This window comes from Ruegeria sp. BG9, from assembly GCF_056538305.1.
On the sequence record NZ_JBQFSY010000010.1, the window covers coordinates 145734 to 167713 of the forward strand.

Below are 21980 nucleotides of genomic sequence, written 5' to 3' on the forward strand. Positions count from 1 at the left end.
CTATCGCAAGGCTGCCTCGACGATATCTCTCACATCCTGTGCGACACTGTCCATGTCGCGATTGCCATCGATGACGCGAAACCGGTCGGAAAACTCATCAGCCAGCGCCAGAAAACCGGCGCGCATCTGTTTTTGCAGGGCAGGACCGAAATCTTCGAATCGCTCCTCGGTGCCCTGTCGCCCTTTGGCACGAGACAGGCCTGTCTCCGGATCCATGTCGATCAGCAAGGTCATGTCCGGCTCGCGCCCGATCATAAGGTCATGGAGCTGATCGACAACCGCCCGCAGGTTCCCACGAGACAGGCCCTGATACATCCTTGTGCTGTCGGCAAAGCGATCGCAGATCACCACCTTTCCCGCATCCAAGGCCGGTTCGATTGTCCGTTCCAGATGATCGCGGCGGGCGGCGGTGAACAGCAACAGTTCGGTTTCCGCCGACCACCGGTCAGGGTCGCCTTCCAGCACGAGGCTGCGGATTTCTTCGGCCCCCGGTGACCCGCCGGGTTCGCGCGTCAGCACGACCTGATGGCCCTCATTGCGGAGGGACTCGGCCAACATCCGGGCCTGAGTTGATTTGCCTGATCCGTCTATGCCTTCAAAGGTCAGGAATAACCCGCGTTGCGTCACATCGACTCCAGCGGGTTATTGATAACGTCTTTGAGGACAATCCCGCCGACGGTCATCATGCGCACCATGAAGCCGCCGAGCGGGACATCCTCGGCCGCGAACAGAGGGCGGCGGATTTCGGGCAAACCTTCGGGCTTGATCACCAACTCGGCCAGTTGCTGGCCCTTGGCAACGGGTGCGTTGACGGGGCCGTCATAGACAACCTCGGCCTCGATATTCTGGGTGCCCAGAACCGGGAACAAAACATTCAGGTCGCCGTCGGGCACCAGACCCACGGTCTTTTTCTCACCCATCCACAGCTTGGCTTCGGCTATTGGCGCTTCTTCGGTGGCAACTGTCCTCTCGACAAAATTTCGAAACGACCAGTTAACCACGGACTCAGCCTCCTCTGCCCGCTGAGCGGTACTGTCTAGGCCGGTGAGAACGAAGATCACCCGGCGATCGCCTTGTTTGGCCGATCCGACAAGGCCGTAGCCGGCCTCTTGCGTGTGGCCGGTTTTTAGGCCGTCGGCCCCAATGTTCAGCCGTAGCAGAGGGTTGCGGTTGCGCTTGTTAGAAGGCGCGCGCCCGTCAAACTCGAATTCTTCTTCAGCGAACAGAGGGTAATATTCGGGAAAATCCGTGATCAGCCGATCTGCGAGGACGGCCAGATCATGCACGGACATCATATGCCCGGCAGCGGGCCAGCCGTTGGAGTTGGCAAAGTTCGAGTTGTTCATCCCCATCTGCTGCGCGCGCTGGGTCATATAGCGGGCAAATCCGGCCTCGGTCCCATCGGGGCTAAGCGCCTCGGCGATCACCACACAAGCGTCATTGCCGGACAGTACGATAATGCCGCGTATCAGATCCTCGACGGTTACACGGTCCTGCGTGTTCAGGAACATGGTCGAGCCGCCATAGCTCATGGCATGTTCCGAGACAGGCAGGGTTTCCTGCAGCGTCAAACGCCCATCACGTAGCGCTTCGAACGCGACATATAGCGTCATGAGCTTGGACATGGATGCGGGCGGAAGCGGCTGATCGGCGTCTTTGGAAAGAAGCACGGTACCTGTGGTCTGATCCATTACATATGCCGCGCGCGCCGAGGTGTCGAACGCGTGGGCGGGCAGGGCCAGAACAGCCATCCCGAGGGTGAAAACGGATGTTCGCAATGCGGATAGCATAAGGTGCCTCCTGTTCTCAGTTGGCCACGGTGAACGCGTCGCCAAAGCCCAGATCTTTCACGTCGTTCTGGATGGCCTTGCGCTCGGCGCGGGTGGCGGCGGGTCCGACCAGCACGCGCCAGACGGTGTTGTCTTCGGTCTTTAACTCTCGCACCTCGGCCGACATGCCGTTTCTGCGGATTTTGGCGGCGGCGCTGTTGGCATTGGACTGAACGCCAAAGGTACCGACCTGAACAAATGGTTTCGAAAGCGAGGATGTCGTGGCGGCCGTCGCGGCGACAGGCGTCGGTTCGGCGGCGTCGATAGCTGCTGCGGCCCCTTCGATCGGGTCAAGCGTGGTTTCGGTGATCGCGTTGGGATCTTTTTTCTGCCACCACTTGCGTTTGGCCGGTTTTTCGGCAGGCGCAACCACCGGCGCATCGGTCAAAGCCGGAGCCGTGCTGGCTGCCGATATCTCTGCGGTGGCCTCGGCGCCATCCACGGCTGCGTCCGAGGCAACAGCGGCTGCGCCCACAGCGCCTGCAGTCGCCGCTGCGGCGGGCTCTTTCTTCTGCCACCATTTGCGCTTGGCCGGTTTTTCCTTCTCAGAGGTAGCTTCGGGCGCATCAACTTCGGCCACGTCACTAGCTACGGCGGCTTCGGCCCCATCCTCGGCCGCGTCCGAGGCAACGGCGGCTGCGCCCACAACGCCTGCAGTCGCAGCTGCGGCAGGGGCTTTCTTCTGCCACCATTTGCGCTTGGCCGGTTTTTCCGTCTCAGAGGTGGCCTCGGATGCCTCAACCTCGGCCACGTCACTGGCGGCGGCGGTCTCGATGCTTGCTTCGGGCGCAGTCTCGATCTCGGCTACCTCGGGCTCGGGCGCGACTTCTACGGTTTCGCGCCGCAAGGCAACCACGTTGATCTTGGTCGGCGCGCCGGCAAGAATACCTAGTTGCTCCGCCGCCGCAGATGATACCTGCAAGGCGGGGCCGGGCAGGTTGCGTTCACGCCGGAACAAAGCGCCGGTCACCGATTTGTTGTTCGTGGCGTTTTTGATGATCACCCGTTCGGGCTGAGTCACATCCGGATGAGCCACCCAGATCCCGCCCAGAGAGGGACGACCGTCCCACAGTCCGGCCTCGGTCAATTGGAACACGTCCGGTGCCTCGACATCGCGCTGTGTGTCGCCGGAGGACTGCGGGAAAAGTTCGTTCTTGCTGGTATTTTCGTCGGGTTTTTCTGCGGTTGCCAGCGTTTCCTCGCAACCCGACAACACCACCAAGGCTACAGCCAAGCACGCCAGCCGTTTTGGCCCTGGGCGGATCTCAGTCGCTCGCTTCATTTTGTCATCCCTTGCCTGAAGGGGCCTCGTTCCCCGAGCCCCACCGTCAGCCAGCCGGTTCTTCGCGCCAGTCTGCTGCGGTCTTTCATGCGGATCATAACGTGGGTACGGTTCTATGGAAAGTCCGCTGCTTGGGCTTCGGCAAGATTTCCCGATTTCGACTTGCCTCTGATTTCAGTTGGCCTTAGACCCTGCTTTCGACGGGGAGGTGGCAGAGTGGTCGAATGCGGCGGTCTTGAAAACCGTTGGGCGTGAGAGCGTCCCCAGGGTTCGAATCCCTGTCTCCCCGCCACTCATACCTGTCTCACTTCAGTTGTATTTTCTGATCCGGAATTGTTACGCAATTCCCGCGCGTTGGCGCATGCGCTTTCAATCAGAGACGAAGCAAACCGTACATTCAGAGGACAATTCAGGCGCGAGTCTCAGTGTCGCATTTTAGCGGGGTCGCTTTGGGCTGGATTTCCCTGATAACCTGCAATTTACAGGGAATATTCGCAAACCGGGACTGACTTCCGTCATTTCTTCTATCAGAACTGTATGTTTCTCAGAGGTTTATGTTGCAAATTCCCTAAAAGGTGGAACAGGGAATTTCCTCGTGCGAACAGGGAATTGTTCCGCCGGATCAGGGAGGGCGAAGTCTGTATCAGGGACGCAGGAGCTGGAGATGTCAGAAGCCGAACAGGCGTTCCTGTTCGGACCATTCAAGTGGGTGGGTCACGCTGACCAGACGCTTGAGTGTGAGTTCGGGCGGCTGGCTCCCGTCGAGAATCGCCGTTTGAATCTTTGGTGAGAGAAAGGCGAGCTGAGCACGGGTGCGGATGAAGGCGTCAGGGACGCTTTCGCGGCGGGCAATCTCCATCAGTTGAACTCCGGCCTTCAGATCACGGGCCCAGCCATGGGCGCGGATCAGCATGGACCGGAGGTGGGGATCAGGTTGGGGTGCCATGTCTCCGGCGATGACCTTGGCCTCGACGCCGCGGCGGCACAGATCGAAAGATGCGGTGACGTGGGTGAGATCCGGGTGCAGATGATCGGCCGCGATGCCAAGTGCGCTTGCCAGAGTTTTGGGGTTAAATTCGAGGTCGATCTGTCCTCGTGCAAGTTTGCCTTTGGCCAGAAGAGCAGCGCCGATCTGACAGCCATGGCCTAGAAGCCGGGTTACTAAATCCGCAACTGAAGTCTGAACTGCCTCGGCTGACCCGGCCTCCGGCTGCGCCAGTACTTGGTGCGCCGCGGCGGCGTCTTGCAAATGTCTGACGATGACATCAATGACCGCGTTTTCCAGCGCTGGGCCGGGCAGTCGCCAGCCAGAGATATCCTTGCCGCCTGAGATCAGTCGATTGGAGATATAGTAGCGCAACCGTCGGCCTTTGCGCGTGGTGTGGGTCGGCGTCAACCGATCACCAGTTTCGTCATACAGCAGACCGGTGAGCCAGGCCCCGGGGTCAGTGGAGTGTTGGCGCGCATCGGAGTCGCCGCGTGCCCGCGAGCGGTTGGAGGCCTGTCGCATTTTTTCCTGCACCCGGTCCCAGATGTCCTGATCGATGATCGCCGGATGTTGTCCGTCCCAGATCTTATCCTTGTGGCGGATTTTTCCGAGATAGACCGGATTGCGCAGCAGGTAATAGATTTGACCCCGTGACAGCGGACAATCCCCCTTCACACTGCCATCTGTCCGAACAACCCGTTTTGACCGCAGGTCTTCTGCCGTTGCCCGTTCTTCTACTTTGCGCAGGCAACCAAGCTCGTCATAAAGCCCAAAGAGATGCCGGACCGTTCTGGCCTCCTCTTCATTCACCACCAGCGTTCTTGCCTTCGGATCGGGGTGGCGATCATAGCCCAGAGGCAGGTTGCCACCCATCCAAAGCCCCTTCTTCTTCGACGCTGCAATCTTGTCGCGAATACGTTCGGCGGTGACTTCCCGTTCAAACTGAGCAAAGGACAACAGCACATTCAGCGTTAACCGGCCCATGGAAGATGAGGTATTGAAGGCCTGCGTGACGGACACAAAAGAACAGTTTGCCTGTTCCAGCCGGTCGACCAGCTTAGAGAAGTCGGCAAGCGACCGGGTCAGCCGGTCAATCTTGTAGACCACCACCATGTCAATACGCCCGGCATCGATCTCTTCAAGAAGGCGCTGAAGGGCGGGTCGCTCTAGGGTGCCGCCCGACAGGCCACCGTCATCGTAGCGCCCGGACAACAGGGTCCAGCCTTCATGTCGCTGGCTTGCGACATAGGCCGCGCAGGCCTCATATTGCGCATCCAGCGAATTGAAGTCCTGATCCAGACCATCTTCTGAGGACTTGCGCGTGTAGATGGCGCATCGGATTTTACGGCGCGGGCTCATTTGGCCGCCTTGCCGGTGAGCCCAAAGAAACGCGGCCCTGACCAATGCGCGCCGGTAATCTCTCGGGCGATGGCCGAGAGTGAGCGATAGGACCGACCGTTCCAAGTGAAGCCGTCTTCTGTAACGTCGACTACATGGGTCACACTATTCCACTCGCGTAGCAGGCGCCCGCCGGGTTTTAGGGCAGGGCATGTAGGCCGGGGTTTCTTCCCAGAGCCCTTTTCCAGCGTGGCTTTGACCTGGCGGGGTAGCCTGCCATGACGGCGGGACTGCATCTCAAAGGCGATAAAGCGGCGCAGAAAGGGTTGGCTGAGCATGGCGGGGGCGGGTTGATCAAACAGTTGCTGCCAAAGCGTGACCAGATCCGATCGACCCATGGCGGCGAGATCGGCGACATCGCTCGTCTTGGTCATGACGCTTCTCCAGTTCCCGCCGCCAGATGATATGTGGATGGTCCATTTGGTTTGTCGGATGTCCGCCGTTCAATTGTGACGCCTTTTTTCCGCAGACCGCTTAGAGCTGCTCGGACCGAATGAGGCTGCCATCCCGTTGCTTTGCAGAGCGCCTCAAGGCTGGCGCCGCTCGGGCGGCGCAACAAGTGTTGCACTTTGTCAATTTTGGTTTGCTTCCGCTTGGACATGTATTGTCTCCTCTGATTTGGGGCTGGCTAGATGCCGAACCCCGGTACCGAGGAGCGCCCGAATGGCTCGGGCGTGGGTTCAGTGATGCGTGGTTGACGGCAACAGTCCAGCTCTTTCTGAAGCGATTACTTGAGGCGTGTGTTTTGAAGGGCGTTGCTGGCGTACCCCCGATTATTCGTCAACAATCTTAATTGGTTACTTTTAGTTTGGGGGGTTGCGTCTCGTATTGATGGCACCTACATTCGACCTAATCGCCCGGACTATCAGGGCGGGAAACTGCTCCCGCAGGCAGCACTCATTGGAAACACAGGTTTCCGCAGAGAGCATTCAAAGGAGCAACGTCTCGGATCGATTGGTCCGGGGAGTTGCGATTTGTGCTCTCTCCGATTTTCCAGCGCGATCCCTCCATCTCGACGTCCGCGCGGCGTCACGCAAAAGGAGGCGGTTATGCCTGCCAAAAACACACACAGCGACGTTCGGGCGTCCAATACGCCTATCTGGATGGCCGAAAAAGTTATCCAATCCCAGATCAGCCAGATCAAGCCCTACGCCAACAACAACCGCGTGCACGCGGCCAAGAATGTCGACAAACTGAAAGCATCGGTGGCCCAGTTTGGCTTTGTCACTCCGATCCTGTTGGATGGTTCGGGCACAATCATCGCGGGTCATGGCCGCTATGAGGCCGCTAAGGCCCTGGGGTTGAATTCCGTACCGACTGTTGTCGCGGATCATTTGTCAGAAGCGGAAGTGCGCGCTCTGCGCATTGCGGACAATAAGCTGGCGGAATTGTCGGACTGGAATGAAGCGGCGTTGCAGATCGAATTTGCCGAGCTGATGGACCTCAGCCTTGATGGCGAGTTGAACTTTGATCTGGACATCACAGGGTTCGAAACACCGGAGATCGACATCATTATCGACAGCGTCGGTGAGGTGACGGTATCTGTAGCGGAAACTGTTGAGACGCCGGACCCTGCGGCACCCGTAGTCACGGAGCCGGGCGACCTCTGGGTTCTCGGAGATCATCGCATTTTCTGCGGGGACGCCCTTCAAGCCCAGAGCTACGACACCTTGCTGGAAGGCGAGACCCCGCAGATAGTCTTCACCGATCCGCCTTACAACGTGCCTGTCAATGGGCATGTGCGGTCCGGCAATAGCGCCGAACACCGCGAGTTTGCCATGGCGTCGGGAGAAATGACGGATAGCGAGTTCCGCGGCTTTCTTTCAGGCGCGATCACGCAGTTGTTTGACTGCCTGCCGAACGGAGGCATCGCGATGATCTGCATGGACTGGCGTCATATCGAAGAACTGATTACGGCGGGCAAAGCAGCTGGATTGGACCTCATCAATCTCTGCGTCTGGAACAAGACGAACGGAGGCATGGGCAGCCTTTATCGCTCAAAGCATGAGCTGATTTGCATTTTCAAGAAGCCTGGTGCGCCGCACATCAACAACGTCGAGCTGGGCAAACACGGGCGCAACCGGACCAACGTCTGGGATTACGCCGGTGTGAACAGCTTTGGGGCAGGGCGCGAGGCGGATCTCGCGGATCATCCCACGGTGAAGCCGACAGCGCTGGTTGCAGATGCCATCATGGATGTGAGCCACCGCGGCGATGTCGTGCTGGACGCCTTTGGCGGGTCCGGCGCGACTCTGCTGGCAGCTGAGAAAACCGGGCGCCAAGCGCGGCTTATTGAGCTCGACCCGGCTTATGTCGATGTGGCCATCCGCCGTTGGCAGGAGATGACCGGTGATAGCGCCGTGCACGCGGTAACAGGCCAGACGTTCGATGCGCGTTTTGCGGCCAACGATACCACTTCAGAACAGGAGGTGGGTCATGTCTGACGATACGAAAGAGTATGAGGTCGGCTACGGCAAACCGCCCAAAGCGACCCAATTCAAAAAAGGCCGATCCGGCAATCCGAAAGGGCGGCCGAAAGGTGCCAAGGGGGTGAATGCCAGCTTGAAACGTGAATTGGAAACCAAGATTACGGTTCGCGAAGGCAGCCACGAAATCCGGATTTCCAAGGCTGAGGCAATTGCCAAGCGGTTCACGGCAGGCGCGTTGAAGGGCGACACGAAATTGTTGATGGCGCTGCTTAAGCTGGACACAGATCTGTTCAACGCAAGTGAATTGGACGCGCAAGAAAGCGTCCGTACGGTTGAGCCCGACGCTGTCGACTACGACATCCTCCGGGATTTCTTTTCCAGCCAACTGGACGGTGACGGTGATCTGGAAAACGAGGAGGCGGAAGATGACGACTCCTGATCCAAAAATCGTCGTGCAAGCCGCTCGCGAGGTTTGCCGGGACAATTTCTTTCCCTTCGTTTGGCGTGTGTTTGGCACGCTGCACCAGGGAACTGACCGCAGCTTTGATCCGGCCTGGCATGTGCGGGCCATGTGCCATGAGTTGGACAATGTCCGTCGAGGCGAAAACAAGCGACTGATCATCAACATCCCGCCACGTTGCCTGAAATCGGTCACCGTGGCCGTTGCATATGTCGCTTATCTTCTCGGTCATAACCCCAGCGCCAAGATCATCGTTGCCAGCTATGGGTTGGATCTGGCGCGCAAACATTCCGAAGATTGTCGTCGGATCATGTCTGCGCGCTGGTACCGGGAAATGTTCCCTGAAACGGTCTTGGCTAAAAAGGGCAACACCTCAGAAGAAATCCGCACCACAAAGGGAGGCAGCCGTAAGGCTGTCTCCATTGGAAGTTCTGTCACCGGTCATGGCGCCGATTACATCATCATCGATGACCTGCTGAAAGCCGGAGATGCCGGCTCCGAAGCCGAGCTGGTCAAGGCGCAGGAGTTCATTGAGGGGACCTTGTTGTCGCGCTTCGACAATCCGGCCGAAGGGCGTGTGGTTATGGTTGCGCAACGGTTGCACGAGATGGATCCGCCGGGTTATCTGCTCGAACGCGGGACCTACCGGCATCTGAATCTGCCTGCCATCGCAGAAGGCCATGAGGTGGTTCCTCTTGGGCGTGGAAGGGTCATGCGCCGCAAACCGGGTGATCTCCTGTGCCCGTCCCGTTTGGATCAGCAAACGCTGGATACCAAGCGTCGCGAAATGGGCGCGGCCGTGTTCAATTGCCAGTATCAGCAGAACCCCATTGCTCCCGACGGGTCGCCCTTGCGCTGGGAGTGGTTTGGCACCTACGAGACCATCGAAGATCGCCGCTGGTTCCAACTGGTGGTTCAGAGCTGGGATACGGGCATGTCGGCAGACCCCCGGTCTGATTTCTCTGTCTGTACAACCTGGGGGTTCCGCGAAAATGCGTGGCATCTTATCGACGTCTGGCGCGGGCAGGTAGACTACCCAGACCTGAAAGCCAAGGCACTGCAACTTGTCGGCCGTTGGGATCCCGATCGTGTCCTGATCGAAGATGCGGCCTCCGGCAAACCTCTTTTGGACGAATTGTTTCGTGATGACCGTCGGCGCTACGAACGCATTAAACCCGACAAGGACAAGGAAACCCGGTTCCAGTCCGCTTGCGGTCCTGTCGAAGAGGGCAAGGTTTATCTGCCTGCAGATGCACCCTGGCTGCCGGTATTCAAACGGGAGCTTCAGTCCTTTCCACGCGGACGCAACGACGATCAGGTCGACAGCTTTGCCCACTTTCTGAACTGGTCCAAGGGACCGGGCTTCTACCGGGCATTGGGCCGCGACCACCGGATCAACATCGAACGTCGGGAGCGTAATCGAGAGAGGGTCAGGCGACGGTAGGATCTCGGAGTTGAGCTTGAAAACTCGTTGAATAGTACTGGGAGGGCCGATGTCGGACCAATCCTGAGAGCGGCCCCAATGACCGCTCGCAACCACAAACCGGTCTAATCGCTAATGCCGTCGGATGACGGCTTTGAGCCCTTCCCGACCGATGCAGCTTTTGTCACGAACGGGCAGAATGCCGACCTTACGGACCTTCGCTGCGGGCACGAGAAGTCAGAGTTCGCAGAAACCAAGGCGGTCAAGATGGGCGGCAAGCGGGAGTTCGCTGCGGATAGCATGGAGGTCTCCTTTCCCATCGATTGCTCCCCGCGAAGGGCTCGCCGGTTCATGCATCTCTTCGGCATTACCATTGGCGACCGAGGTTCCAAGAGATTGCGGTAGTCGAGAAGTCGCAGCGGGGTCAGGCTAATCTGCAGGCGCTCCGGCAATTTGGGCCTCTTGTGCCTCCTTATTGCGCCAATCTTTCGGGGATATGCCGAAGTTCCGCGTGAAGGCTCGGGTGAGTGCCGATGTTTCGGACAAGCCGACCAATTGGGCGATCTCCTTGATCGAATGATCAGATGTGGTGAGCAGTTCGGAGGCCTTTTCCATCCGCAGCCGGTTGATCACCTTGGACGCCGTTGTTCCGTAGGAGGACAAGCGCTTGTTCAGCACCTTGGTGGTGATGCTGCACATCCGGGCGGCCTCGCTCACCGTCAGCGCCGGATCGGACAGCCTTGATCGCACGAGAATTTCGAAGCCTTCGAGGTAGTCCAGGGGCACATCGACCTGAACCGGTTCTTCGATATCATTGTCGTGGTTCACGAGGAGTTCGGGGTTGATTGGAAGCGACAGCCAGGCCGCCGGAAAGCGGATGGAGAATCCCCTGTTGTTGCACTTGATGCCCCGCACGCCATGAAACTGCTCCGGCAGCAGGGTCGGATCGCAGAGGCGCAGAACAACCTGGGTTGGATCCCATCGGAAATCGAGAACACGGTGCAGCAGGGAGATCCAGATCCCGACGAGAAAGGCGTCCGAATGGCCCGGCGACACCTCGGGTTCGAAATTGCGACTGGTGGTGAAGTAGGCGTGTTCCTCCTCGATCAGGAGCCGGAAGGACACCGCGTTGCTTTCCTTCGAGACGATCTGGGTGAACCGGGTGAAGAAATCGCCAAGGGTCACCGACTGGCCGAGGAGCGCCCCACGCGGCAGGAACTTCAACAGGTCTGTCTGTTGTCCCGCCAAGGCGCAGATATCCGGCCGGGTGATGTCGGCGATGGAGGCCAGCGCCGCATAGACCGTGTCATGCGGGATGAACTCGGCCGGGTTCAGGACCTGTTCCTCGCTCAATCCATGCAGCCCGAGCGCAAAGGCCGGATCCGCATCGAGCCGCCGCATCATCGCTACGACGGGGCCGAGGACCGTAGCACGTACGAGGGACAAACCGTCCTTTTGTTCTCCTTGCGGCATCCACATCACCCTTTCGCTCTCCGACACGCTACGGGCGCGGGCGCCTGACGGCCAAGCAGAAATTGGCTGAAATTGACCGGATCGGGTCAGAAAAATGCACCACGGGATCAGCGGGTCAAAAGAATCTCGGGGCACATGTGCATAGTGGGAGGATCGGTCCGCAGGAAGACCGACCCCTGGGAGGACACCGAATGACAACACTCAACCTGAAGGCGTTGCTGCCGGCCATGTCAATGGCAATTGCGCTCACGACGCCTGCCATTGCGCAGGATATCCCCAACATTCCCTCGGAGGTCACGCTGTTCAAGAACGTGATGGTCTTCGACGGGGTGAATGACGGCTTGAAAGATGTCGACGTGCTCGTCGTCAAGAACAAGATTCACAAGATTGCAGAGGACATTCCCGAATCCGGCACGTGGGAAGTCGAAGTTCGAACGGGCGGAAGCAAGCGCCTGCCCGATCCTGTTGGCGGTATCGACGGCTATTCTTTCACCATCCAGACCGAACGCGGTATCGAGACCAAAGAGGTCGAGGTCAATGTGATCGACGGCGGCGGACGCACCTTGATGCCGGGACTGATCGACAGCCATGTGCATGTGAATATGTACAAGGATGGCACGATCCCGGGCCTTCAGGACACGACATGGGAGGAGATCGGCGCACGTTCTGCGGCCTTTGCGCAGGAAATGCTGGCGATGGGCTTCACAACCGTGCGCGACATGTGCGGTGCACATGGTGGACTTCGTGCGGTAATCGACGAGGGTTCGCTTCCGGGCCCGCGGATATACTCGTCCGGCGCCTGCCTCAGCCAGACCGGTGGTCATGGCGACTGGGGGATCGCCGGGCAACGCAAGAACGAAAGCAATCTTGAACGGCTGGAGATCACGCGGCTTGTCGACGGCCCTGCCGAAGTGCTCCACGGCGCGCGGCGGAACTTTGCGCTTGGGGCCAACTACCTCAAGATCATGGTCAGTGGTGGTGTGACCTCCATCAAGGACCCGATCTACCAGTCCGCCTTTACAGACGAAGAAATCGCCGCTGCCGTCGAGGTGGCCGGGGACATGGATTCCTATGTCGCCATGCATGTCTTCATGGATAGCGACCTGTCGCGCGCGCTCGATCTCGGGGTCAAAGTGGTGGATCACGGCCTGACCATAACGGAACCGACGATGCAGAAGCTGGTAGAGAAGGAAGCGTTCTTCTCGCCCAACCTGACCGCGTTGGCGCCCGAGGCGCTTGAGCATCCGATGCACCAGGACCCGACCTTCCCGCCGACGGCGAAGTTCCTCTGGTTGCGGAAAAACAGCGAGCAGTTGTTTGATCTGGTGCGGAAGTACAAGCCGAAGATGGTGTTCGATTCCGACTACGTGCTGCTGACCGGTGTGCCGTACCGGCAGTCGATGGACTTCACCAAGGCTTTCATGGCGCGTGAGTTCGGCAACCTCTGGGCCTTGCAGATGATGACCTCGAATGGCGGCGAACTGGCCGCACTGACGGGACGCGGAAACCCCTATCCCGAAGGCAAGCTCGGCGTGATCGAGGAAGGTGCCTATGCCGATATCCTCATCGTTGACGGAAACCCGCTCGAAGACATCACTGCCATCGGCGCTGTCGATACATGGTTCGATGCCGAGCCACGCGGGCAGGACGTGCCGAGCATTCGCGTCATCATGAAGGACGGCAAGTTCTACAAGAACACGTTGAACTGAACTTTCGGCGGGGCGCTGGCTCCGCCGTCAACATTGCGGAAGGGCAAACTTATGAAGCATCTTTTCAAGTCCACATTACTGGCGGGCGTGGTGTCGCTCGCTGCCGGCATGTCCTCTGCGCAGGACGAAGCGCTGCCGCAGACCCTGTTCACCAATGTCCATGTTTTTGACGGCGTGAACGAGGCGCGGATCGAAAACGCCAGCGTTCTGGTCGAAGGCAACCTGATCAAGGAAATTTCGACGGACGGGATCGAAGCGCCCAACGCAACCATGATTGACGGCGGCGGGCGCACGCTCATGCCGGGGATGCATGACCAGCACGTGCATTTGCTGGTGTTCAACCCGCTCAGTGACGGGTTGCGCCAGAACATCACGCCCTTCCATCTTGGTGGCGTTGCAACGATCCGGTCCGAGCGCATCCTGATGAACGGGTTCACGACGGTTCGTGACCTCGGCGGACCGGCAAAGTCCATCGCGCGGATCATCGATACCGGTATGTTCCCCGGCCCGAGGATCTATTCCTCGGAGGCCTTCATCACGCAGACATCGGGCCATGCCGATTTCCGCAAGCTGAACGACCGGCATCCAACCCTGTCGGGGCAAGGCCCATCGCATTGGGTCGACACGGACATGAGCTTCATCGCGGATGGCCCGGAGCAGATCCGCATGGCGGTGCGCGAGAACCTGCGGCGCGGGGCAACCCAGATCAAGGTCATGGTCAGCGGTGGGGTCACGTCCGAGTTCGACCCGCTGCATTCGCTTCAGTACCAGGCGGACGAGATCCAGATGGCGGTCAAGACCGCCGAGCAATGGGGCACCTACGTCACCTGCCACGTGTTCACCGAGCAGGCGATCCGCAACTGTATCGACAACGGTGCAAAGACCGTTGAGCACATCCCGTTCCTGACCAAGGAGGCCGCCGAGATCATGGTCGAAAAGCAGATCATGTTCGCGACGGCGGTAGCCCCGGTCTACTCGGTGACGACCGAACAGGCGGAAGCCTTCTACACGCCAGCCTCGTTCGCCAAATGGAAGAGTGTCCGTGACGCCGCCGCCAACATGATCGAGGTGATCCAGACGACACCGGGCATGATCGACCTCTACACTCTGGGCACCGATCTCATCAACAACTGGGACCAGACGCTTGAGCAGGACAAGAAGATGAACGACGAGTTCAAATACCTGCACGAGGCCAAGTTCAAACCCTTCGACATTCTGCGCATGGCCACATCGAACGGCGCCCGCATGAACCGGCTTACGGGCTTGAACAATCCGTATCAAGACGGCCCGCTCGGCGTGGTCGAGGAAGGCGCTTACGCGGATCTCCTGCTGGTCGATGGCAACCCGCTCGAAGACATCCTTCTTCTGGCCGATCCTGATCCCAACCTGAAGGTCATCATGAAGGACGGCGTGATCTACAAGAACACGCTGGACTGAGGAGAGCGCGGGGCGGTCTCCCTCGTCCGCCCCGCGTTTTTTTGCCCGACGCAATCATCCCGGAAGGACTGACCGTGAAACACCTCACTCTTGCCACTCTCATGGCCCTCTGCAGTTCGATGGCGGTTGCTCAGGAGTGCGACGTCGCGCTTCTCAACGGCCGCGTCATGGACCCGGAAACCAATCTTGATGCCGTGCGCAATGTCTGCGTGACCGGCGACAGGATCACCGCGATCACCGAAGATGCCTTGACGGGCAAGCGCGAGATCGACGTTTCCGGGCATGTAGTCGCGCCGGGATTCATCAACACCCATTCGCATTCCTTTGGCGGCTTCGATCAGAAGATGATGGCCCATGATGGCACGACGACGATCCTCGATACCGAGAGCGGCGTGGCGGATGCCGACCTGTTCTACGACAAGTACGAGGGCAATTCCTTTCTCAACTTCGGTTCCGGGATGGGGCACGAGGAGATCCGGCGTGTCGTGATGGATGGGGTTTCAGTCGAGCTGGCATCCGATCCGACCTACATCCTCAAGTCACGCGGTGCAGCCGAGGAAGAAGACGGACATGCCAGCTGGGCGCTGGATATTCCGACTGCGGATCAGCTCGTCGAAGTCATGACCATGTATGAAAAGGGTCTTCGCGCCGGGGCGATCACCGTCAACACGACGGTGGGATACAACACCTATCCGAAGGAGATTTTCGCGCTTCAGAAAATGGCGAAGAAGTATGACCGCTTCTTTGGCGCCCATACCCGTTTCGGTCCGACCGAGAGCCTGCCGCTCTACTATTCCCTGGGCGCAAACGAGGTGATCGCAAACGCCGTTGCGCTCGACGGGGCCCTGATCCTTTCCCACATCCAGAACCAGGGGTGGGAAGAAATCTACGAGCTTGCGCGCCGCCTGCAAATGCGCGGAATGACCATCTTCGCGGAATACTACCCGGCCATCACCGGCAATCCGAACATCGCGACACCGCAACTGCTGCCGGACAAGATCGAGGCGAACAATATCGTTCCGACCCGCGATATCTTCGATACCAGCACCGGCGAACTCTACGAGTCCGACGAGGAGTTCTTCCGGCAGCAGAAGGAGGATCCGAGCAAGCCGATTTTCATCACAGTCCGCCCCGAAGCAGACCTGGAGCGCTGGATCCACATGAAGGATATTGCGATCGCCAACGACATCGTCGGCTTCACCGTCGATGGCGAACCGCTGCCGATCGAGGCCGATTTCACGGAGTACGGGGGGCACCCGCGCAATGCCGGCACCTATGGCATCGTGTTCCGCGAGGCCCGTGAACAGGGCATCGCGCTGATGGAGATGGTGAACAACGCCTCCTACATTCCCGCGAAGTACTTTTCCAAGGTGGGCCTGAAGGCGATGCAGGAACGCGGCCGGATGCAGGAAGGCATGATCGCGGATATCACGATCTTCGACCCCGACACGATCACCGAAACATCATCGATGAAGAAGGGCATGAACGGCTCCTTCACCAAGGGAATCCCCTACGTTCTGGTGAGCGGGCAGGTCATTATCGACGACGGTGTCGCTAATATCGACCTGCGGCCCGGGCAGCCGATCCGTTACCCGGTCATCGAAGGGGGCGAGATCGATCTGGACCTCGGGGACAAGGAATTCACCTGGCACGCCGACATCGAAACGCCAGAGGATGAGCATTCCGAGTTCCCGCTCCGCCCTGCCGAGCTGGAACACTCCATTCCCGGAGCTCCGGGGCATTGAACCCACAAGAACGGTCAGGGCAGCCATGCTGTACTGACCACAACATCGAAGCAATTCCGGGTGGCAAGATGAACAGGATCCTTCTTTCGACAGCCCTTTGCGTCTCTGCGACAGTTGCAGCGGCGCAGGACACAAAAGACATGCGCACCTTCCTGTTTATCGGCGCATCCAACAGCGCCGCCTGGGAGATGCAGATCGCCAATCCCGGGGACCGCGCGGCCTCGGTGAAGGGTGGGATCGAGGCGCTCGGCGGCGAGCTTTTGAGCTACTATTGGGGGCTTGGGAACGGGAAGAACTACATCACCGTCGCCCTGCCGGACGACCCCACCTTCATCCAGGCCTTCTATGTCAGCCGTCTCGGTGACGGGTTGCTGGAGGATTACCAGATGATCGAGTTGATGAGCAGCGCCGACATGGCCGAAGCCCTCGCCCGTGTGCCGGAGATCAAGGCGCAGGACGATCTCAAGTAACCGGACTGCACACTCGGGACGATCCAGAAGGGAACATCAAATGAACTTCAGCCCTGTGTGTGTCGGCGGAGTCGTATTATGCAAATAGTTGCCATTGGCCTGCTGTCCGCCTTCTTTCTCTTCGCCAGTTCGATCAAGATCCTTGGCTGGCAGAAGCTCATCTTCGAAACGCAACTGGCGATGTTCGTCAAATACGGGCTGAACCGTCAGATCATGGCGCTTGTCGGTGGTGTCGAGCTTTTCGGGGCGGTGGCGATCTGGTTTCAAGGCAGCTTGCTCGGGCCGCTCGGGGCCGCTGCCCTTCTGGGCACGTCGCTTGGCGCAATCGGTTGTCATCTGATCTGGGACACTTGGAAAGACGGTGTGCCTGCCATGATCACGGCTACGCTTTCGGCCTTCGTCCTCTGGACGGGCCGGGATGTCGTACTGGCGATACTTGCATGAGCGGGCCGAAGAAGAATCAAGAGCAACAAGAGAGACCTCATATGGGACAGGCAAGGCTTCTCGGTACGGTCATCGTCGCTGGCTTCTGGTTATCAACCGGAGCCTTGGCGCAGGAAAGCCGGCCAACGTCCGCCCTGGAGGCCGCCGCAGCGGTCTCGCTCGGTGGCCCGGCATCCACGCAGGCCCAACTGGAACAAGACCGAGTGCGGCGGTTGCAGGACTCTCGCTGGCCGGGGCTGGATGCGGCATTGGACCCCTTGGAGGCATCGCGGCAACGCTTTGCCGAACGCACCGGCCTGAACCTCTCCTTCGACTACCAGGCCTATTACCAGTCCGCGACCGAGAGCCTGACCGATATCGACGAGGCCGCCTTGGGCCAGGCGCGCATTCTGGGCCAGTGGACGCTGCTCAATCGCGGCGGCGAAAATCCCGGGCAATTGGTCTTCACATTGGAGAACCGCCATCTGCTCGGCACGGACATCGCGCCAAGCGGGCTTGCCGGGGAAATCGGCTATGCGGGCGTCACCGCAACGACATTCAGTGACACCGACACGACCCTCTCCGTCGCCTACTGGTCCCAGACGCTCGCTGGCGGGAAGGCCGGTTTCGTGGCCGGCCGGATCGATCCGGGAGACTACTCGGACATCCTCGGCTACGTGAACCCACGCACGACTTTCTCCAATTTCTCGATCCTGTTCAGCCCGGTCCTGCCGATCCCCGATCCCGGCTTCGGCATTGCGGGGGGCGGTTTCCTGACCGACCAGATCTATGCCCTCGGTGTCCTGTCGGATGCAAACGGCTCGCTGACCGATGTCGAGTGGTTTCCCGGTGGCCCCGAGTTCTACAAATACGCCGAGATCGGATGGACGCCCGAACGCTCGAAGCGCTTTCTAACCAACGTTCACCTCGGGGTATTTCACGTCGATGAACGCACCGAGGCAGGCGTGCCGGAGAGCTACGGGGCGATCCTGTCTGCCAACCACACGATCAACGAGGAATTCATGATCTACGGACGCCTCGGCTGGTCGGAGGGTGAGGCGCCGATCGCCCGACGCGCAGCCAACGCTGGACTTCTATGGCGGCCGGGCCTCTATGACGACCTCTTTGGGTTTGGCGCGACCGTTGCGGACCCGGTAGATGAAACGCTCGACACCCAGACCACAATGGAGGCCTTCTATCGGTTGGACCTGTCGGACAATGTCGCCCTGACGGCGGACGTCCAGCACATGATCAACCCGGGCTTCAACGATCAGGACACGACCGTTTTCGGCTTGAGGCTGCGGATCAATCTTTGACCTGAGTAGCGGCGGATAGAATGCCGTCTGGTTGGGAGTGTCGTGCCTGCGCCGGAACGGCCCATGCAGCCATCGCGGCCAAGGAGGCGACCCCTTGGATGATTGGCATTGCGTCAGGCGAAAGTCTTGACGGCAGAACAACCGTCGAATTTGGCTTGTTGCTCTGCAATGTCAGCCATTCCAATGAAGCTGTCGGATGCTCTCAAGCGGGGGCATGGCGGTTCGCTTAGATCTTTCCACAGAAGGCGGCCACGGAGGTCGCCACCGTCAGAAAGGTTGGAACCGATGACAAACACCCTCAAGAACACCGTATTCGCCGCCCTTGCCGCCTCACTCGCCCTCGCTGCCCCGATGGCCGCCAATGCCGGTGACATCGGTGAGAAAGCCCTCAAGGGCGCTGTGGCCGGCGCCGTGCTGACCGAAATCACCGGCGGCGACGCCAAGGACGGCCTGGCCCTCGGCGCAGCCGCCGGTGCGCTCGGTGGCAAGATCGCCGAAGACCGGGATCGTCAAGATCGCAAGGACGATCGCAAGAAGGGTGGCAACAAGCACAAGCGCTGATCCCGCAACGAGACAACCGGAACGGTTTACCCCTTCCAACCGACGCTGGAGAGATCCGGCATCTGCTTCAAACCCGTTAGGCCTCATGCCTGCCGGGTTTGTTGCGTCAGGGTGGTTCAGGAAGACGGAGAAACGTGAAAGTGCGGGCCTATGATCCGAGCAGTCCGGCCTCTACTCAGATCGTTCGCCCTATGCCAGGGGCGCTTCTGTTGCTGGCTGCTCCCTGAAGTCGCTGGGGGGCTGTCCGTACCATCTTCGGAATGCCGTGCTGAAGGTACTGGCGTCGCTATATCCGAGAAGATAGGCGATCTCGGTGAGCGGAAGCGTGCTGTTGAGCAGATAGTCCCGGGCCAGAGCCTTTCGCAGATTGGCGACGACCGCTGCGAAGCTCGTGCCCTCGTCGGTCAGTCGGCGGGCCAGCGTTCGGGCGCTCATCCCAAGTTCCGCCGCAATTGCGTCCTGCTGGGCCGTGCCGGCTGCAAGACGCGCCGTGATCTGCCTCTCAACAACCCGGGCCACACTGTTGGGTGTCTGCGGCATCCGAGCCAGCGTGTTCTCGCAAATGACCGAAAGCGTCCGCTGCAAGTTGTCGTCGGCCGTCAACAGCGGCACATCCATATCAGCCGCCTTGAAGGCAATGCTGTTCTCCGCGGCACCAAACAGGACATTGCAGCCAAAGAACCTGTCGAGGGCCTCGGTGCCGGTCAGCCGCTGATGCGCGAACCGAACATGCGTCGGACGGATTTGCCGATTGGAGTAGTCCCGCAGGGCGAAGACCGTGCCAACGGCTCCAAACTCGGCATATTGCCCGGTCGGAATGCTTGCTGGCACATCGTAGTGCCAGGTCAGCCGGGTGGTTTCCGGGCCTTCTTCCATGGCCGTCTTGCTCGCGTCACCGATCACGCGCTGAAAACGGGTGATGTTTCGAAGGTAACCGCCAACGGTAGGTGCCGAAACGCCGACATAGGCGAGCAACCCGGCCTTCCTGACCAGGTCCGGCGACTGTGCCAGGCGGTATCCGACAAGGTCGTCCCCGGTCAAAGCGCTCGCCTTTTCAAACAACCAGGCAGTCTTGTCGAAGGACCAGCGAGCATCCGGGTCTTCGAGTTGAGATCTGGTTATCCCGAACTCCTTTCGGATATCCCGCTCGGAAAGGCCTGTTTTCTTCAACTCACCGACAATGATCTGTCCTCAGATTGCGCTGTGTTTTGGAATCTCGGATTTCATTTCTGGTCCGTAGTCTCGGTGTCTGACGTGTTGCGCCACGTTAAGGCCCGTCTGACCTTCTTGCCAGTTGCCAAAGCCAACGTTCGAACAACGCAACGCCCGTTTCGTTCAATACCCGCAGTGCCTTTCACACACTCGCCACCAAGGTAGGCGCGACGTCGGTCGCGAGTAACTCGAGATCCGTGCGGTGTGACACACCGAGTAGCGGCGCACATCGTCCGGGTTGGGCAGCTTGCTTGTTCGCTGTGGCTTTCGAAGCCGCCATTCTCGGCGCGCTACTTAAAAGTCCGCTCTGGGCCGTCACTATCCGAGCGTAGGTTTGCCGTGCCTACGTGCTGGCACTGCTCCAAGGACCGCACCGTGCTCATTTTGCTCATACGACGCCGCGCAGCGAATGTCTGGTCGTCTATGCGCGGCCGCACTGAGCGCAAAGCCCAGTTGTGAGATCAAAGTGTGAGGTCCCAGGTTTCTTGCACGCTCTCACTACCAAAGTGATACCCGGAAACGCGCTCTGTCAAAGTGAATCCGAATCTAGCGTAGAGCGCGCGTGCGACTATCTGTGTCTCGTGGGTCATTAACGTCATGCGTTTGAACCCTGATGCACGTGCGTGATTCAGACAGATCGTCATTAACCGCTTGCCCAAGCCCATTCCGCGGGCCTCGGGTTCCAGAAAGAATAATCGCAGTTTCGCGACGCCGGGTTCTTCTGTATTCATGCAAAAAATTGATCCGAGCCGCGTCTCGCCGCTATGAGCAATAAAGGCGCGGTTTCCATCAATGCCTTGGACCGGCAAAAAAGCCGCCAGGATTTGCATGACGAGCATTTCCATGCGGTAGTCAAATTCATAATCCGTGTAATAGGTCTCGGCGTGCCGATTGACGACCCATCCGGCGTCGCCCGGGGTCAATTCGCGAAACTCGACTGGACCCGGCAGGTCAAATGATCTCACCGCCTGCTCCAAGGCCCGGGCGACGCGCCCTGCATCTGCCCCATCCAATCGCTTGTGGACTTCAAGCGCCATCCGGTCGACAAGCTCGCTAAACCTCTGGTGCCCAGATTCAGTAAGATGAAGTTCCTTTTGCCGTGCATCATGTTCAGAAGGTTTTCTTAGAATCCATCCGGATCGCTCAAAGTTCTTCAGGATACGACTGACATAGCCTTCGTCGAGGTCCAGGGCATTGGCGATCAACCGGGCAGTTGAGCCATTTTGCACTCCGATCTCATAGAAAACCCGCAGTTCTGTGAGGTTCATTCCACTACCGCCGTAGTCAGGGGAGAACAAACCCATCCTCTGTGTGTAGAACCGATTAAAGGCGCGAATTGTCGAGATGTGATCCATATTGCAATCCCATTTACTTGACAAATTCAAGTAATATGGAGTTGCTTGATTTTGTCAAGTAAAAGTACGGAATGCTGTAGCGCCAACGTAAAGACTGCGTCCCTACATTCTCAATGGCTAAAATCGCGTGTGGGCCAAATTCAAAACTAGTGTTGGTCTAATAAGGTCCGGAAAGGGCTGTCTACGCGTTCAGCTGACGGCGGGGTAGGGGCCTGTGCTGCAACGGCACCGAGGTCCGGAATGAGCCCATTGTTGACGTTCGCAGGGTAAGTTTCCTCAGTCATGCAGGGCGATGAGAGCGCATTCACTGCGTGAACCCACACGTCACAAGTGGGGTCAGAATCGGAAGCTAGCTTTCAACATTCGCTGCAAAGTCTGTATTACCGCTAGACAATTTGATTGCCCAGAACCCATTCGCCAATTGGCGCAAGTATCAAGCTCCGCGCATTCGAAGGCTATGGATGAGCTTG

19 protein-coding genes and 1 tRNA gene are annotated in these 21980 nt (G+C 59.0%); 11 read left to right on the forward strand and 9 right to left on the reverse strand.

Annotated features, from left to right (window positions below):
* From tmk to ACR0I8_RS17815, 3 genes are read right to left on the reverse strand one after another with little or no spacing between them, the layout of a single operon-like run.
* Positions 1-627 (reverse strand): dTMP kinase, encoded by a 627-nt coding sequence (gene tmk, locus ACR0I8_RS17805; RefSeq protein WP_170691992.1) that lies wholly within the window; start codon positions 625-627, stop codon positions 1-3.
* Positions 624-1790, reverse strand: coding sequence for a D-alanyl-D-alanine carboxypeptidase family protein (locus ACR0I8_RS17810; protein WP_170467827.1), 1167 nt, complete (start codon positions 1788-1790; stop codon positions 624-626). The genes tmk and ACR0I8_RS17810 overlap by 4 nt, the downstream gene beginning before the upstream one ends.
* A 16-nt stretch (positions 1791-1806) precedes the next feature.
* Positions 1807-3111 carry an SPOR domain-containing protein gene (locus tag ACR0I8_RS17815; protein ID WP_170691994.1) on the reverse strand — a complete coding sequence of 435 codons (1305 nt, stop codon included), beginning with the start codon at positions 3109-3111 and terminating at the stop codon, positions 1807-1809.
* A gap of 202 nt (positions 3112-3313) precedes the next feature.
* On the opposite strand from ACR0I8_RS17815, the gene ACR0I8_RS17820 reads away from it, so the two are divergent.
* Positions 3314-3403: transfer RNA gene (locus ACR0I8_RS17820), tRNA-Ser, on the forward strand.
* Between the two features lie 375 nt (positions 3404-3778).
* On the opposite strand, the gene ACR0I8_RS17825 is transcribed toward ACR0I8_RS17820, so the two are convergent.
* Genes ACR0I8_RS17825 through ACR0I8_RS17835 form a run of 3 tightly spaced genes read right to left on the reverse strand, consistent with a single transcriptional unit; the run spans position 3779 to position 6098 of the window.
* A complete protein-coding gene (locus ACR0I8_RS17825) occupies positions 3779-5458 on the reverse strand; it encodes a recombinase family protein (protein WP_093964943.1) in 1680 nt (559 codons plus the stop codon).
* Positions 5455-5871, reverse strand: coding sequence for a DUF2924 domain-containing protein (locus ACR0I8_RS17830; protein ID WP_093964944.1), 417 nt, complete (start codon positions 5869-5871; stop codon positions 5455-5457). Before ACR0I8_RS17830 ends, ACR0I8_RS17825 begins: the two co-directional genes overlap by 4 nt.
* Positions 5868-6098: a DUF3489 domain-containing protein gene (locus ACR0I8_RS17835; protein WP_093964945.1), complete on the reverse strand. Its 231-nt coding sequence runs from the start codon at positions 6096-6098 to the stop codon at positions 5868-5870. The genes ACR0I8_RS17830 and ACR0I8_RS17835 overlap by 4 nt, the downstream gene beginning before the upstream one ends.
* A 448-nt stretch (positions 6099-6546) precedes the next feature.
* Between ACR0I8_RS17835 and ACR0I8_RS17840 the strand changes: the two genes are divergently transcribed.
* From ACR0I8_RS17840 to terL, 3 genes are read left to right on the forward strand one after another with little or no spacing between them, the layout of a single operon-like run.
* On the forward strand, positions 6547-7941 hold the full coding sequence (locus ACR0I8_RS17840; protein ID WP_245223230.1) for a site-specific DNA-methyltransferase: 1395 nt from the start codon (positions 6547-6549) through the stop codon (positions 7939-7941).
* Positions 7934-8365 carry a DUF5681 domain-containing protein gene (locus ACR0I8_RS17845; protein ID WP_093964947.1) on the forward strand — a complete coding sequence of 144 codons (432 nt, stop codon included), beginning with the start codon at positions 7934-7936 and terminating at the stop codon, positions 8363-8365. Before ACR0I8_RS17840 ends, ACR0I8_RS17845 begins: the two co-directional genes overlap by 8 nt.
* Positions 8352-9830: a phage terminase large subunit gene (terL, locus tag ACR0I8_RS17850; RefSeq protein ID WP_170352647.1), complete on the forward strand. Its 1479-nt coding sequence runs from the start codon at positions 8352-8354 to the stop codon at positions 9828-9830. The genes ACR0I8_RS17845 and terL overlap by 14 nt, the downstream gene beginning before the upstream one ends.
* 408 nt (positions 9831-10238) lie before the next feature.
* On the opposite strand, the gene ACR0I8_RS17855 is transcribed toward terL, so the two are convergent.
* Positions 10239-11282, reverse strand: coding sequence for a helix-turn-helix domain-containing protein (locus ACR0I8_RS17855; protein ID WP_170357385.1), 1044 nt, complete (start codon positions 11280-11282; stop codon positions 10239-10241).
* Positions 11283-11473: 191 nt separating this feature from the next.
* Between ACR0I8_RS17855 and ACR0I8_RS17860 the strand changes: the two genes are divergently transcribed.
* The 7 genes from ACR0I8_RS17860 to ACR0I8_RS17890 all read left to right on the forward strand — a co-directional run bounded on the left by ACR0I8_RS17860 (position 11474) and on the right by ACR0I8_RS17890 (position 18943).
* Positions 11474-12991 carry a metal-dependent hydrolase family protein gene (locus ACR0I8_RS17860; RefSeq protein WP_170343540.1) on the forward strand — a complete coding sequence of 506 codons (1518 nt, stop codon included), beginning with the start codon at positions 11474-11476 and terminating at the stop codon, positions 12989-12991.
* A 51-nt stretch (positions 12992-13042) separates the two neighbouring features.
* On the forward strand, positions 13043-14428 hold the full coding sequence (locus tag ACR0I8_RS17865) for a metal-dependent hydrolase family protein (RefSeq protein WP_170342821.1): 1386 nt from the start codon (positions 13043-13045) through the stop codon (positions 14426-14428).
* Positions 14429-14502: 74 nt separating this feature from the next.
* The gene (locus ACR0I8_RS17870) at positions 14503-16173 is read left to right on the forward strand and encodes an amidohydrolase family protein (RefSeq protein ID WP_170691996.1); all 1671 of its coding nucleotides are present in this window, start codon (positions 14503-14505) and stop codon (positions 16171-16173) included.
* A gap of 68 nt (positions 16174-16241) precedes the next feature.
* Positions 16242-16643 (forward strand): hypothetical protein, encoded by a 402-nt coding sequence (locus ACR0I8_RS17875; RefSeq protein ID WP_170364433.1) that lies wholly within the window; start codon positions 16242-16244, stop codon positions 16641-16643.
* 78 nt (positions 16644-16721) lie between these two features.
* Positions 16722-17087, forward strand: coding sequence for a DoxX family protein (locus tag ACR0I8_RS17880; protein WP_170342826.1), 366 nt, complete (start codon positions 16722-16724; stop codon positions 17085-17087).
* Positions 17088-17128: 41 nt separating this feature from the next.
* Positions 17129-18382: a carbohydrate porin gene (locus tag ACR0I8_RS17885; RefSeq protein WP_170365936.1), complete on the forward strand. Its 1254-nt coding sequence runs from the start codon at positions 17129-17131 to the stop codon at positions 18380-18382.
* A 285-nt stretch (positions 18383-18667) separates the two neighbouring features.
* Complete coding sequence (locus tag ACR0I8_RS17890) at positions 18668-18943, forward strand: glycine zipper domain-containing protein (protein WP_170343544.1); 276 nt, start codon at positions 18668-18670, stop codon at positions 18941-18943.
* A gap of 189 nt (positions 18944-19132) precedes the next feature.
* On the opposite strand, the gene ACR0I8_RS17895 is transcribed toward ACR0I8_RS17890, so the two are convergent.
* Positions 19133-20113 carry an AraC family transcriptional regulator gene (locus tag ACR0I8_RS17895; protein WP_170691998.1) on the reverse strand — a complete coding sequence of 327 codons (981 nt, stop codon included), beginning with the start codon at positions 20111-20113 and terminating at the stop codon, positions 19133-19135.
* A 503-nt stretch (positions 20114-20616) separates the two neighbouring features.
* Positions 20617-21510 carry a helix-turn-helix domain-containing GNAT family N-acetyltransferase gene (locus ACR0I8_RS17900; protein ID WP_170692000.1) on the reverse strand — a complete coding sequence of 298 codons (894 nt, stop codon included), beginning with the start codon at positions 21508-21510 and terminating at the stop codon, positions 20617-20619.
* Between the last annotated feature and the right edge of the window lie 470 nt (positions 21511-21980).

Coding starts and splice junctions, on each gene's coding strand:
- ACR0I8_RS17880 (WP_170342826.1), top strand. CDS start 16,722: ATGCAAATAGTTGCCATTGGCCTGCTGTCCGCCTTCTTTCTCTTCGCC.
- ACR0I8_RS17860 (WP_170343540.1), top strand. CDS start 11,474: ATGACAACACTCAACCTGAAGGCGTTGCTGCCGGCCATGTCAATGGCA.
- ACR0I8_RS17890 (WP_170343544.1), top strand. CDS start 18,668: ATGACAAACACCCTCAAGAACACCGTATTCGCCGCCCTTGCCGCCTCA.
- ACR0I8_RS17835 (WP_093964945.1), bottom strand. CDS start 6,098: ATGTCCAAGCGGAAGCAAACCAAAATTGACAAAGTGCAACACTTGTTG.
- ACR0I8_RS17825 (WP_093964943.1), bottom strand. CDS start 5,458: ATGAGCCCGCGCCGTAAAATCCGATGCGCCATCTACACGCGCAAGTCC.
- ACR0I8_RS17875 (WP_170364433.1), top strand. CDS start 16,242: ATGAACAGGATCCTTCTTTCGACAGCCCTTTGCGTCTCTGCGACAGTT.
- ACR0I8_RS17830 (WP_093964944.1), bottom strand. CDS start 5,871: ATGACCAAGACGAGCGATGTCGCCGATCTCGCCGCCATGGGTCGATCG.
- ACR0I8_RS17855 (WP_170357385.1), bottom strand. CDS start 11,282: ATGCCGCAAGGAGAACAAAAGGACGGTTTGTCCCTCGTACGTGCTACG.
- ACR0I8_RS17885 (WP_170365936.1), top strand. CDS start 17,129: ATGGGACAGGCAAGGCTTCTCGGTACGGTCATCGTCGCTGGCTTCTGG.
- ACR0I8_RS17845 (WP_093964947.1), top strand. CDS start 7,934: ATGTCTGACGATACGAAAGAGTATGAGGTCGGCTACGGCAAACCGCCC.
- terL (WP_170352647.1), top strand. CDS start 8,352: ATGACGACTCCTGATCCAAAAATCGTCGTGCAAGCCGCTCGCGAGGTT.
- ACR0I8_RS17810 (WP_170467827.1), bottom strand. CDS start 1,790: ATGCTATCCGCATTGCGAACATCCGTTTTCACCCTCGGGATGGCTGTT.
- ACR0I8_RS17900 (WP_170692000.1), bottom strand. CDS start 21,510: ATGGATCACATCTCGACAATTCGCGCCTTTAATCGGTTCTACACACAG.
- ACR0I8_RS17815 (WP_170691994.1), bottom strand. CDS start 3,111: ATGAAGCGAGCGACTGAGATCCGCCCAGGGCCAAAACGGCTGGCGTGC.
- ACR0I8_RS17865 (WP_170342821.1), top strand. CDS start 13,043: ATGAAGCATCTTTTCAAGTCCACATTACTGGCGGGCGTGGTGTCGCTC.
- ACR0I8_RS17840 (WP_245223230.1), top strand. CDS start 6,547: ATGCCTGCCAAAAACACACACAGCGACGTTCGGGCGTCCAATACGCCT.